Genomic DNA, 13,628 nt, shown 5'->3' with positions numbered 1-13,628 from the left:
TGATTAAACCAATACTTCTTTGAGCGCTTGATTGAAAAAAGCCACTTCCTCTACCGTTCCTGTGCTTACCCTGCACCAGTCGTTCATTGGCGGAAAGGGTCTCCCAATAATTATGCCTTTATCAAGCATTTTGGCGGCGAGTTGAGAAACATCTTGTTTGGCATGGAAAAACACGAAATTAGCTTGTGATGGAATATATTCAAGCCCCAATTCATCAAGTGTCGATTCAATCATTTTTCTACATTCAAGATTCTTCGCCAGGGAGAATTTATAAAAATCATCGTCTTTAAGTGCAGCTTTGCCGGCTTCTATTGCCATTATATTGGTATTTGCGACAACTCTTTCTCTAAGTTTTTGTGCGATTTCCGGTTTGGCTACCAAATATCCCATTCGAATTCCTGCCAAACCATATACTTTGGATAGGGTTTTGGATACAATTACATTCTCGCCTTTTTTGACCAATTCTATCATAGAGGGGTAGTCAGGATCTTCTATATAATCATAATAGGCTTCATCGCTAAAAATCATTGTCTTTTTGCAAGAACTCTCACAAAAGTCCATTACTGCCTTCTTGTCAAGAAGCTTTCCGGTTGGGTTATTGGGATTGCAGAGAAACACCAATTTGGTCTTAGATGAAATCCTTTTCTCAATTTCTTCCAGATCATAATCCAAATCTTTATTTAAAGGCACCCAATTGATATCAGCTCCCCATACTTTGGCGTATTCCATCATGGATAAAAAAGTCGGTAAGCCAGATATAATTTCATCACCTTTTCCAGCGTAAGTGATTCCGGTGATTTTAAGGCCTTCAGTAGATCCTGCCACTAGTACTATATGGTCACTTGTGACACCCTCCTTTTTAGCAATCATATCCTGAAGTACAGAATTGTAGGACCATGGATACCTGCAACTGTTGTCATAGCAATCCGTCATGGCTTTGCGCATTGCGGCAGAGGGACCATATGGATTTTCATTTGAACCTAACCTTATTGGAGTATTGAAAGGTCTGGGATTGAATTTTTTAACTTCTTCAGCAGACAATTCAGATACTGCCGCACCACCTGTCAATAAAGTCATCCCCCCAAATAAGGAAGCGTTTCTCAACCAATCTCTTCTTGAAAGTTTCATACCAATATCAAATTTTTCAAAATCTAGTCACAATATGAATTTTATCCTAATCCTTTTTGCTTTGATATAGGATTTTGTTAAAAATGACCTTTAAGGGGTAATAATTGCCAAATCGTAAAAATGAGAGAAAAAAACCATGCATTAATTATTAAAAACAAAATTTAATTCCTAAATTTTAAGAAGTCAGAAACAAGATTTCCGAAACCAAAAATAACCATACATGAAAAAGTTACTCATTTCCGCAATCCTCACTTTAGGGGTAATTGTAGCAATACAAGCCCAGCAGCAACGGTTTATGGTCTTTGAATTTATCAAAGTAGAATCTAATCAAACATATGATTTTATGGAGTTTAAGGAGTTTATGGATAAAGTTTATCAAACAGCGATCAATGACAAAAGAATAACGGGCTGGGACCTCTGGTCTCTTCAGTCCGGAGCTGATGTTGGTGAATTTCAATACATCACGATTACCTATTATAATGATCCCGTAAGTATGATGAATGGCTTAGAAGAGGAAGATTTGATCAAATATGCTATGATTGCACATCCCCACTTGAATGAAAGTCAAGCCAGAAAGATATTCAATGATGCACTCAATAGTAGGGATTTGGCACAAAGGGTTTATATGAAAGAAATCGCTTCAACGAAGGATACTTTCCAATACAAGAAAGGAACCTTGGCTTCTTTTGATATGATGAAGGCTCTAGAAGGTAAATTTGAAGAGTATGAAAAAGCAGAAAGGGAAGTCTTCCAATCTATACATCAGAGTAGGATTGACAAAGGTCTGATGGGATCCTGGAGTTTGCTGAGGACTGCCCTGCCTTTTGGAAGCGAAGCCAAAACCACTCATTTGACAATGAATATTTATAAGGACTATCTTCAGTTTTTCAATGCTCAGGAATACGAGGATATGGAATCTACAAAAGAGCAACAGCAGGCCGTTGAAAAAGGCTTAAAATCCAGGGATCAAAAATGGGTTTACCTGGCTACTTTAGAGAATGCAATAAGATAGGCTTCAATAGAAATAAAAAAGCCCGGAATTTTAATTTTCCGGGCTTTTTACGTTTTACCAAGCTATGCCATAATCTTCCCCGTGATTACTTGATCCTCCCCAGAAACTGTTGTGTTTCCAATCAAACCAAATAGCGTTCAGTGGACCTGATGTTCTTTCTAAGAAATTCATCTTGTATCCTTTCTTTGCCAATTCCCTCCTTATCCAAGTAGGAATCTCCTGATTGAGTGTAATTGATCCTGGTTTGGATTCATGGGCACCAAAGGACGACTGCATATGATAGTTATGAATATTTGCCGCCTCAGCAGCTTCCTGCACTGTCATGTCAAATTCAACAATATTTAGGAACATCTGCAACAAATCCTGATCTTGGGTATCACCTCCCTGTACAGCAAAGGAAAGGAATGGTTTCCCGTCCTTCAATGCCATACTTGGAGTCAAAGTCACCCTAGGTCTTTTTCCTGGCTCTACCAAATTGTAAGGATTTAAGCGCTCATCTAATACAAAACTTTGCATTCTTTGGCTCAAACCAACTCCTGTATTCCCTGCTATCACTGCTGGTACCCAACCACCGGATGGAGTAATTGACACGACCCAGCCATCTTTGTCTGCCGCTTGAATAGATGTAGTCCCGGACTGAAAATTCAATAAGAAAGGATCATCTGCCCCTTGTATGGGGAGCTCAGGCTGGTAGTATGCCATAGCATCCTTTCTTTTTTTCAATAAGTCCAAAAACGGGTTGGTTTCTCCTTGAAAAGGGTAAGGATCACCAGGACCTATTTCCGGATCATTTTTATCTTTGATGAGTTTTGCCCTTTCTTTTGCATATTCTTTAGAAAGCAAACCTTGCATAGGGCTTTTTGGCTCAAATGAAGGATCACCATAATAGAAATCCCTATCTGTAAATGCCAGACTCATGGCCTGGTAAAGGGTATTGATGTATTGTGAAGAATTATAACCCATTGACTTTAGGTCAAAATTCTCCAGGATATTTAATGACTGAAGTAGTGCTGGACCTTGTGTCCACTCTTGAAGTTTGTATACTTCTATTCCTTTGTAATTTGTACTGGAAGGCTTTTCTATTTTCACTTTCCAATCCGAAAGATCTTTCATGGTAAAGAGTCCCCCTTGTTCGCGGGTACCTCTCACAATTTCTTCGGCAATATCACCAGAATAAAACCTCTCGTATGCTGCATAAATAGCTTCTTTTCTGGATTTTCCACTTGAAAGCGCTTCGGCTTCTGCGTCAACCAGTTTTTTTAGCGTGTTGTAAAGGTCTTCCTGAATAAAAATTTCGCCTGCATGAGGTGCTTCTCGCTCTTCTCCCAGATGGGGAAGAAATACCTTTTTACTGTAGGGCCATTCTTTGATCAGGTTTTTCCTTCCTTCTATCATGTTGGCTGTTTGGGCTTCAATAGGGTAGCCTTTAGCCATTTCCATAGCTGGCATCAAGACTTCCTTGAGACTCATAGTTCCGTATTCAGCCAACATGGTCATCAGTCCTCCAGGAGTACCGGGGGTAGTAGCTGCTAGCGGACCGAATTCAGGAGGGTATTCCATTCCTTTTTCTTTGAAGAAATCTACAGTTGCCCCACTAGGTGCTATCCCCATTGCATTGATGGCAAGTACCTCTTTGGTATTGGGGTTGTAAATCAAGGCTTGTGTTTCACCTCCCCAACTCAGGACATCCCACATGGTACATACTGCTGCAAGCATGGCACAGGAAGCATCTACAGCATTGCCGCCTTGGGAAAAAATCATGGCACCAGCCGTAGCGCCTAATGGCTTTCCTGTTATAGCCATCCAATTTTTGCCATGTAAGGGAGGTTTTTGGGTACTTTGTGATTGTGCCGAAAGGACAATCAACATAGATAAGAAAATCGTAAATAGTTTTTTCATAATTTATTCATCTAGCAGTTTTGGTATTAAAGGTTCATATCCTTCAAACATGCTGTTGTATTGGGTGAAGAGCACAAATAATCCTGAAGGTGTTTTTAAATTGATTGAATTCTCTTTGATAAATTTCTCCATTTCATCTTCCTTGCCTTCAAAAATGGACACAATTTTTTTTCTCTTGGAAGGTACTTTATGAATATTTTTGTCCTTCAGGTAGTAATAGGTATTTCTCTTTTTGATCTGATCGTTTCTTTCTCCTACCATCAACGCTTCGTTGTAATTAGAGGCCCTGATAGACGCAATAGTTCTACGAACCAATGGCATTTCTCCGTCGACAAGTACTTCAAAAAAACCTGAAATGGGAATGCCGCTGTCTTTGAGGTCCATGCCATTGACAAAATACCTAGGGACATTGGCATCTTCATCTACCCAAACAATATTCTGTACACGTAATCCAGGAAGTGTGGTGACACCGTCCTCGGCATCCATTCTAAGTTCAAACGTATTGGTGCTGATATTGTACCTTGCATAATACCCTTCAAGAACCTCGAAATCCCTGTAGAGTAGGATAGAGGCTTTGTTCCATTTGGGATCTAAATAAAAGTTTCCCTCCAACCTTTTGGGTTCAGGAGGAATACCGAACACCTGATTGCCACCAATGAAATTGGGACGCTTGGTAAATAATTCTGAAATATTGGTCGCCCGAATTGTTTTTTGTAAGGCGTTTTCATCAGGGTTTTCATAACCTATCGGAAAAAGTGTAATCATCCCAAGGTCAACATTATCACGTACATTGAGCACAGACTGATAAGACTGATAGCCGGGCACATTGATGTTCAATATAAACCTGTTGGTGTAAACGTTCTCCAATAAAAAATTCCCGCCGTTTTTGGAAGATGTCGCAAAAGCTGTTTCTTTTAATGTAATCACTGCACCATTTATCCTACCTTCAGTCAAACCATCTTTTAATTGGCCTTTAATGGAATAGCGTTCATCACCGGATTGTGCTAATAGGTAAAAATGTTGGGTAAATAACAAGACAAAAAATAAAGTAGTTAGGCTTAATCTCAACTTTGAGGTAATCATACACATATCATTCAATTTGAATATGGAAATATAGAAGTGAAGGAATAAAAGAAATTACCTTACTTTAGTCGTAATATAATTATTGATTTCTAAAAAACTGAAAAAAAACTATGTACTTATTTTTTCTTTACATGATGGCGGCCTTTTATATTTTCGCTGGAGTGATGCATTTTATCAAACCAAGGATGTATATCAAAATAATTCCACCATATTTGCCATATCCGGCATTACTAAATGCAATTGCAGGTCTAATTGAAATTATTTTCGGTTTGGGCTTGTTATTTGAATCAACCCGGTCATTGGCAGCTTACGGTATCATTATTCTTTTATTGGCGGTATTTCCAGCCAATATTTATATGTACCAAAAAGGCAGCAAAGGCATCCCAAAATGGATTTTATTGGTTAGGCTTCCTTTGCAGTTTGCACTTATGGCTTGGGCTTTTGTTTACACTTAATATAATGATTTTGAATTTCAGTCAGTTTAATTTTGAATCCTCCCTCAATGAAGGGTTGGATGCGATGGGTTTCGATAAACCTACCCCTATACAAGAACAGGCGATTCCTGCCATTCTTGCGGGAAAAGACCTCATTGCTTGTGCCCAAACAGGCACTGGAAAAACAGCAGCTTTCATTTTACCCGTTCTTAATAAAATAGCTCAATCAGGTTCTACTGGTTTGGACACGCTGATTCTAGCACCCACCCGAGAACTTGCCATTCAGATTGACCAACAGATACAAGGATTTGCCTATTTTGTAGGAGTCAGTTCTATCCCTGTGTATGGAGGTGGTGATGGTGTCGTTTGGGAACAACAGAAAAGAGCCCTGGAATCAGGTGCAGAAATAATTGTAGCTACTCCCGGCAGGTTGATCGCTTTGTTGGCAGGAGGTAAGATAAAATTAGACAACCTGAAACACCTTATCATGGATGAGGCGGACAGGATGTTGGATATGGGATTTATGGATGATATCCTCACCATAGTCAATTACCTTCCCAAAGACCGTCAGACGGTGCTTTTTTCAGCCACCATGCCGCCAAAAATCAGGCAGTTTTCTAAAAAATTACTAAATGAACCTGAAGAAATCAGCTTGGCATTGGGGAAGACTGCAGAAGGAGTTACCCAAAGTGCTTATTTGGTATATGACACCCAAAAGGAAGAATTGGTCAAGCATATCCTGAGTCAAAAGGATTATGAGGCTGTTATCATTTTTGCCAGTACCAAAGAAAAGGTCAAAAGTCTTTTCAAAACATTGAAGAAACAATTTGAAATTGAGGCTTTTCACTCTGACCTAGAACAAGTTGAGAGAGAAAAGATAATGTCTAACTTTAAGAATAGAAGTGTTAAGGTTCTCATCGGAACAGACATTATTTCCAGAGGAATAGATGTGGTAGGTATTGAATTGGTTATCAATTTTGATACGCCTAACGACCCAGAAGATTATGTGCACAGGGTAGGACGTACCGCCCGTGCCGATAGCAAAGGCGAAGCCATTACGTTTGTCAATGACAAAGATCAATTCAAATTCAAAAGAATTGAATCCTTGATCGGTTTGGAAATTGATAAAAAAGCATTGCCTGAAGGGTTTGAACAAGGTCCTACTTATAAGGAATCCAAAGGTGGTTATTCCTCTGATAAAGGAAATAAAAAACCAAAATTTGATAAGAAGAAAAACTTCAAGAAAGGTCCTCCCAAAAGAGAAAATCCTGTGAGAGAAAACCAGGTAAGAGAAAATGAAAACAGAACTCAACTGCCTAAGAGGGAAAATAATCAGACCAAGAAAGAAGAGCCAAAAAGCAATCTTCCAAAAAGGGAAAACCATCCTGTCCAACAGGAAGTGAAAACTACCCCAAAATCAAAGTCCAAGTTCGGAAGTAGGAAAAATGTAGTAGATGATCCGGGAGATAATTGATTTTTCTCCAGTGAATGATTGTAAAAAGGGATGGCTGATTGATCAGCCATCCCTTTTTTATATAGTTTAAGAAACCTAATTTTTAGCGTTTGGAATGCTTTCCAAGACCATTTTAACCAAATCGGCTTTTTTATCATTCTTAATCCAACGGGTTACGATGACCAAATCATTTTCCTCATCTACGTAGATCATATTCACTCCCGCTCCAAGGTGGAAAAATGCAGTTTCTGGAGCTGAAGGAATTTCTTTCTTATCTGTATTCAAGAAGTAATTCATAAAACCGTAGTTGGTTTGAACAGAAGTAGGTGTTCTTGACTTATTGATCCAATCCTCAGAAATCACCTGAGTGCCATTCCAGTTCCCTTTATTCATAGTCAAGTATCCAAATCTCGCTTGGTCATAGGCAGAGATGAACATTCCACCGCCCCAGTGAGACCCACCGCTTACCGACTGTACTATTTGTCCATCTAGAACTACATAGGAATTCTCATATCCAGTCCATCTCCATGTGTGGCTAGCTCCAATTTTGTCCATGACATGTTCTTTGAGTACTTGAGGTAGAGGTTTTCTCCATACATGCAGTGCTGCTAAAGCCAAAACATTGACCCTTGTGTCATTGTACTTGTAAACAGTACCGGGCTCATTTCGACTTCTGGTCAACCATTCTTTAGAGTCTCCCTGTGGTCTGTCAGCCCAGTCAGGCTTTCCCCAAAGTGTACCCTCCCAATCTGAGGTTTGTCTTAATAAGTGTTCCCAGCTGATTTTTTTATTATGATCTGTAGCAAAAAGATCAATAATATCTTCTTCCATCAGGTGGTCAGATTTATTCATCATAGCCTTTTGAGGCTCGTAAGGGATGATTGGACCTATATACTTGTAGGCTAAGTCTTTTTCACTCTTGATCAATCCTTTATCAATGGCCAGTCCTACAGTAGTGGAAAGGATACTTTTGGCTACGGAAAAAGTTAAATCTACACGCTCAGGGTCTCCCCATTTCCCGATCACATAGCCTTTATAAACAATCAATCCTGCAGCAGCCCCACGGTCTTTCAGTGGACCTACAGGAAAACCAAGAGGTTCACGGCCAAAAGCGCTTTGATAATGTGCCAGTTTGAGATTTTTGTTTTCAGTACTTTCTTCCTGAATGGCAAAATCAATGGCAGCTTTAAGTTTTGTAGCATTTACCTCCAAGTCTTGTGGTTTCTTTTCTTCCCATTCGCCAAAAGGCGGAAAGTAGGTAGATTGGGCCTGAGTGGAGATGTACATCAGACAAAAAGCTGTAATTAGGGTGATTTTTCTATAGAAGTTCATGTTGCATTAAATTTGAAATTGGAAGTTAGTCATTCAAATGAGTAAATTGAACATTAAATATAGGGCTCTCTTTATTTAAGTTTTAACTGGTTTAATGGTTTTATGGAATGTTACTCAAAACAATTTAAGTTTTAATTGGTCATTAATATACACCTATTTGTTATGGAGAAAGAATCAAATATTTACATTATTGGCGCAGGGATTTCAGGTTTGATAGCAGCATTAGAGCTAGAAAAGTTGGGCTTTTCCCCTGTTATTATTGAAGCATCAGACGAAGTAGGTGGTCGGGTGAGGACGGATAAAGTCGATGGATTTTTGTTGGATAGGGGCTTTCAGGTATTGCTAACAGCTTATCCTGAAGCACAAAGGTATCTTGATTATGATCTTTTGAACCTAAAGTATTTTGACCCAGGGGCAATTATCCTAAAGCCTGGCAGTACACTTAAAATCCACGATCCTTTGCGAAATCCTTCGAAAGCTATCAGCATGGCTTTTTCTGATGTAGGTACTTTGAAGGATAAAGTCAAGATGTTTCTGCTTACCCAAGAGCTAAAGAAGAAAACTGACGCTGAAATATTTACCGGCCCAAATACTAGCACCCTTCAATTCTTGTCCGATTACGGTTTTTCTTCCAAAATAATTGATAATTTCTTCAAGCCTTTTTTCAAAGGAATATTCCTTGAAAATGACCTTTCTACATCTTCAAGGATGTTTAGGTTTGTATTCAAAATGTTTGCTGAAGGCCAGGCAGCGGTACCGGCTTTGGGAATGCAGGTAATTCCTGAGCAGTTGAAAAGCCGTCTTTTAAGAACCCAAATCAGGTTCTGTCAGAAAGTAGAAAGTCTACAGGGTACTAATATTGAACTTGAGTCAGGTGAATTGATTCAAGCTGATGCAATAATTGTAGCGTGCAGGCCCGACTTACTTATTCCCCAGTTGCAAGGACAGACAAAGCCTTACAAGAAAGTGATCAATATCTATTACTCTCTTGCTAAGTCCTTTATCGCCCAACCTATGATTGGTCTTTTGCCAGATGATCAGTTTTTGACCAATAACCTGGTATTTATGACTGATGTAAGTAAATCTTATTCCAACAATGATAGGGCATTGCTATCTGTTTCCATTACAAAACCAGTTACCTTAGATGACAAGCTAGCCAAACTAGTAGCCATTGAACTTTCAGCCATCACCAATATCAATGCTGAATTTTTCGAGCATGTCAAAACCTATGAAATCCACGATGCTTTGCCTGATGTAGAAGATATGAGTGTCACACTCCCTGCTACCAGCAGTAAAATTTATGACAACGTCTTCTTGGCAGGTGACCACATGTTGTATGGCTCATTAAATGCAGCGATGACTTCGGGTCGCAAAGCGGCTGAAGCATTGATACTTTCACAACAAACCATACATTAAATTGAAAAAAACTATAGCCATAGCAGGCGCCGGAGGATATGTAGGCCGTTGGTTTATCCATCAATTCAAAGACAAATACAATATTGTAGCTTTGAGTAGGAGAGAAGCTTATGACAATCCACACCCGGAAGTAACATGGCGCAAAGTAGAACTATTCTCTATTACCTCTACCACCGAGGCTCTGGAAGGTGTAGATTATGCCATCTACCTTATTCACTCCATGAGTGCTTCCACAAGGCTCAATCAAGGTAGCTTTGAAGATACGGATCTTTTATTAGCTGATAATTTTGCGAGAGCCGCCGCCGCTAATGGCATAAAGCAGATACTCTACATGGGTGGAATACTACCCAAAGAGGTAGAAGAGAGCAAAATTTCCATTCACCTGCGAAGTAGGCTTGAGGTAGAAAATACCTTAGGGTCAAAAGGCGTGGCTGTGACTGCTTTGAGGGCTGGGATTATCGTAGGTCCAGGAGGCTCATCATTTGATATGATCTATAACTTGGTGAGGAAATTGCCTGCTTTGATGTGTCCCAAATGGACCTTATCATCCACACAGGCTATTTCACTAAGGGATGCCCTTACCATAATGGATTCATGTATAGGAAATGAAGAGGTCTACAATAGGGCTTTTGAAATAGGTTCTCCCGAAATTCTGAGCTATAAAGGCATGTTGGAAAAAACTGCCAAAGTAATGGGGAAAAAGAGGTGGATTTTTTCAGTTCCCGTATTTTCAGTAGGGCTATCAAAGTTATGGGTAAGCTTTTTCGGAGAAACTCCGTATACCTTGGTATCGCCTTTGGTTCAAAGCTTGAAACATACCTTGACTGTGGGAGAGGATTTGAAATTTGACCAGGTAAAAATAGATTATCAATCTTATGAAGAAGCTGTTCAGTATGCTTTGGATCCAGAGGCTGACAAGCCTAAAATGCCAAAGTTTCAAGGCGGAAACGAGGTAAGGAACACAGTAAGGAGTATTCAAAGACTACCAAACACAAGGCATAAAAGTGCCATATGGGTAGCCAATAGGTACAAACTATGGCTTCCAAATTTCTTTCGCTTTTTGATCAATGCAGAAGAAACCAATAAAGGGGAGGTTAGCTTTTATTTTTTTATAAAAAGTAACAAGCCAATGCTCCAACTGACTTGGATACAGGACAGAAGTGATATTCAAAGGCAATTATTCTATATATCAGGTGGATGGTTGGTGAAGAGATTTGATTATGGATGGCTAGAATTTAGAGATGTAATGGATGGAAAACATATCATATCAGCTATTCATGAATTTGTACCTAGACTTCCTTGGTATGTATATGTCAATACCCAAGCAAGGATTCACCTTTGGGTCATGAATAGGTTCAAGAAATACCTGCAAAAATTCAAGGAAGAAGACTGATGCAATACATGACCTTCACTCATTAATTCGTAACTTTAAGAAAGCAAAGCTCAAACTCACTATCATATGACATCGAGCCTGCCTGAAACTGACAGGCCTGCCTGAAGCAGACAGACATGATGAAAACTTAGCACAGTGGGATGATTATCATAGCGAGATTCCATAGCCTGCCCCGAATAATCGGGGTGGCCTTTAAAAAACAAAATATAAACACATGAAATACATTACTTTTAAAAATGGAGATCAAATGCCGATCATTGGCTTGGGAACTTGGAAATCTAAGCCAGGAGAAGTTTATAATGCAGTTTTATGGGCACTTGAAGCCGGATACAGGCATATTGATTGTGCAGCGATATATGATAATGAAAAGGAAGTGGGTAAAGCTTTTGAGAAAGCTTTTACCGATGGGCTTGTCAAACGTGAGGATATTTTTGTTACATCCAAACTTTGGAACAACTCCCACAGGTTTGAGGATGTCGTTCCGGCATTAAAAAAAACATTACAAGATTTGAGACTGGATTATTTGGATCTTTACTTGATTCATTGGCCTATAGCTTTTAAAAACGGTGTGGGCTTTGCGCAGACCAGAGAAGAGTTTTATACTTACCAAGATGTTCCCTTGCGTCAGACATGGGCTGGAATGGAAGAAGCACACAAACAAGGATTGGCAAGGCATATTGGAATGTCAAACTTCAATGTGTCCAAACTAGAGGAAGTTTTTAAAAATGCCGAGATCAAACCCGAAATGAATCAGATTGAACTTCATCCATTTTTGGTACAGAAAAAACTGGTTGAATTTTGCAAATCCCATGGCATGTTGGTTACCGCTTATTCACCACTGGGTTCAGGAGATCGGGCAACTTCTATCAAAAAAGAAAATGAACCTAGCCTACTTGGGCATGAAGTTGTCAATGCAATTGCAGAGAAACATGGAGTCTCAGCGGCACAGGTGCTGATTGCATTTTCTATCCATAGAGATATTGCTATAATCCCAAAATCTACCAATCAAGGTAGAATCAAAGAAAACCTGAGTTCGGTGGATGTGGTGTTAGATCCAGAAGATATGGAAAGACTTTTGAATATAGGGGAGGAGTTCAGATTCATAGATGGAAGGTTTTTTACTGGCAGTAAAAGCCCTTACAGCTTATCTGATTTATGGGAAAAATAAATTCGTGATGTTTAAAAAGAAATTTAATAAGCTTAAAGAGCTTACATTTTTTCAAATCATAATCGACAGTGTTAAGGATTTTACTTCAGGTGAATCTAGTGGTTTGGCAGCAGGAACTGCTTTTTACACCATATTTAGCTTACCGGCACTTTTGATAATTATCCTAAATATCGGAACTACATTTATTTCAGAATCCGATTTTCAGGAAGAAGTTTTAGTTCAAGTTGAGAATTTGGCAGGTACAGAAAGCAGGGAAACTTTGGAGGAAATACTGGACAATTTCACTGTAGAGCAGGATTCAGGTATTCCCTATGCAGTAGCATTTTTGATCTTGGCCTTTAGTGCAACCACTGTGTTTGTGAGTTTACAGAACGCCATCAATCATATCTGGCACATCAAACCCAAACCTGAAAAGGGAATTTTAAAATTTGTAATCAATAGGTTGCTGAGCTTTTCTTTGGTGGCATCAATAGGATTTATCATGTTGATATCGCTTATTTTGGATGCTGTTTTGGTTATTGCCAATAATTACCTTACTGAGTACTTGGTAGACCTTCCGATCAATTTTGCCTCATTTGCAAGTTTTATAGTCGCTCAGGTAATTGTGATCATTGTATTTGCCTTGATGTATAAAATACTTCCTGACGCCAAAGTAAGGTGGAAAGACACATGGCTTGGTGCCTTCGTCACAATGGTACTTTTTGGGGTAGGAAAGTACCTGATTGGGATATATATGGGCAATAGTGACCTTGGATCTACCTATGGAGCGGCAGGCTCTTTGGTAATACTGCTCATTTGGGTGTATTACTCGGTAGTTATCTTTCTCTTTGGTGCGCAAATCACCTATTATATCGCTGAAAAAATCGGTGGTGGCGTCATTCCTAAATCCCAAGCCGTCAGAGTAGAACTCAAAGAATTGGAGAATTAGGAAACTTTAAAAAATGCATTTTGAAACAAAAAGACTTTGGCCATTTTACTGACCAAAGTCTTTTTTTATGATCCTTGCTTTTTATCTGGTGAAAGAAATGAGTTTTTTTGCAATCAAAGTCCATTCTTCATCAAGAGAGACATCCGGTCGGTTTTTATCTGCCCTTTTGTACCAGTAGTCAGCATTTGCCATATCTCCTTCTTTTCTATGTAAATAAGCATGAACCCAATGAGAAGTTGGATCTGTTGGGCCATCTACATATTCGTGTGCCTTATCCCAATCATTATTGGCGTCATACCATAATGCAAGCAGTTGTGTAGACAATTCTTTTGGAGGTGAACTTTCTTTTAGTGAATCTAGAAACTCTTCGTATGTTTTCATA

Annotated in this window: 12 protein-coding genes; 7 read left to right on the top strand and 5 right to left on the bottom strand. The window is 39.2% G+C overall.

Going from position 1 to position 13,628, the window contains the following annotated elements:
- Positions 1–3: 3 nt before the first annotated feature.
- Positions 4–1,128 (bottom strand): pyridoxal phosphate-dependent aminotransferase, encoded by a 1,125-nt coding sequence (locus CLW00_RS00870; protein WP_106131757.1) that lies wholly within the window; start codon positions 1,126–1,128, stop codon positions 4–6.
- 220 nt (positions 1,129–1,348) lie between these two features.
- Here CLW00_RS00870 and CLW00_RS00865 point away from each other — a divergent pair, with 220 nt between their 5' ends.
- Positions 1,349–2,140: a hypothetical protein gene (locus CLW00_RS00865; RefSeq protein WP_106131756.1), complete on the top strand. Its 792-nt coding sequence runs from the start codon at positions 1,349–1,351 to the stop codon at positions 2,138–2,140.
- Between the two features lie 54 nt (positions 2,141–2,194).
- Here the strand turns inward: CLW00_RS00865 and CLW00_RS00860 are convergent, their stop codons facing one another.
- The gene (locus CLW00_RS00860; protein ID WP_106131755.1) at positions 2,195–4,039 is read right to left on the bottom strand and encodes a gamma-glutamyltransferase family protein; all 1,845 of its coding nucleotides are present in this window, start codon (positions 4,037–4,039) and stop codon (positions 2,195–2,197) included.
- A gap of 3 nt (positions 4,040–4,042) precedes the next feature.
- A complete protein-coding gene (locus CLW00_RS00855; RefSeq protein ID WP_245917135.1) occupies positions 4,043–5,122 on the bottom strand; it encodes a peptidase associated/transthyretin-like domain-containing protein in 1,080 nt (359 codons plus the stop codon).
- A gap of 110 nt (positions 5,123–5,232) precedes the next feature.
- Between CLW00_RS00855 and CLW00_RS00850 the strand changes: the two genes are divergently transcribed.
- Positions 5,233–5,577, top strand: a complete 345-nt coding sequence (locus CLW00_RS00850) for a DoxX family protein (protein WP_106131754.1) — start codon at positions 5,233–5,235, stop codon at positions 5,575–5,577.
- Between the two features lie 4 nt (positions 5,578–5,581).
- Positions 5,582–7,030, top strand: a complete 1,449-nt coding sequence (locus tag CLW00_RS00845; protein ID WP_425437935.1) for a DEAD/DEAH box helicase — start codon at positions 5,582–5,584, stop codon at positions 7,028–7,030.
- Positions 7,031–7,105: 75 nt separating this feature from the next.
- On the opposite strand, the gene CLW00_RS00840 is transcribed toward CLW00_RS00845, so the two are convergent.
- Complete coding sequence (locus CLW00_RS00840; RefSeq protein WP_106131753.1) at positions 7,106–8,341, bottom strand: serine hydrolase domain-containing protein; 1,236 nt, start codon at positions 8,339–8,341, stop codon at positions 7,106–7,108.
- Between the two features lie 162 nt (positions 8,342–8,503).
- Here CLW00_RS00840 and CLW00_RS00835 point away from each other — a divergent pair, with 162 nt between their 5' ends.
- From CLW00_RS00835 to CLW00_RS00820, 4 genes are all read left to right on the top strand, one after another.
- Positions 8,504–9,757 (top strand): NAD(P)/FAD-dependent oxidoreductase, encoded by a 1,254-nt coding sequence (locus tag CLW00_RS00835; RefSeq protein ID WP_106131752.1) that lies wholly within the window; start codon positions 8,504–8,506, stop codon positions 9,755–9,757.
- 1 nt (position 9,758) lies between these two features.
- On the top strand, positions 9,759–11,150 hold the full coding sequence (locus CLW00_RS00830) for an NAD(P)H-binding protein (protein ID WP_106131751.1): 1,392 nt from the start codon (positions 9,759–9,761) through the stop codon (positions 11,148–11,150).
- Between the two features lie 214 nt (positions 11,151–11,364).
- Complete coding sequence (locus CLW00_RS00825) at positions 11,365–12,318, top strand: aldo/keto reductase (RefSeq protein ID WP_106131750.1); 954 nt, start codon at positions 11,365–11,367, stop codon at positions 12,316–12,318.
- Between the two features lie 7 nt (positions 12,319–12,325).
- On the top strand, positions 12,326–13,246 hold the full coding sequence (locus CLW00_RS00820) for a YihY/virulence factor BrkB family protein (protein ID WP_106132197.1): 921 nt from the start codon (positions 12,326–12,328) through the stop codon (positions 13,244–13,246).
- Positions 13,247–13,327: 81 nt separating this feature from the next.
- Here the strand turns inward: CLW00_RS00820 and CLW00_RS00815 are convergent, their stop codons facing one another.
- Entirely contained in the window at positions 13,328–13,627 is a 300-nt protein-coding gene (locus CLW00_RS00815) for a tetratricopeptide repeat protein (RefSeq protein WP_106131749.1), read from the bottom strand.
- Between the last annotated feature and the right edge of the window lies 1 nt (position 13,628).

Origin of the sequence: Mongoliibacter ruber (assembly GCF_003003005.1) — a bacterium.
GTDB classification, from domain to species: Bacteria; Bacteroidota; Bacteroidia; order Cytophagales; family Cyclobacteriaceae; genus Mongoliibacter; species Mongoliibacter ruber.
Note: the sequence above shows the minus strand (reverse complement) of the source record. Positions and strands in the feature narration are given on the sequence as shown.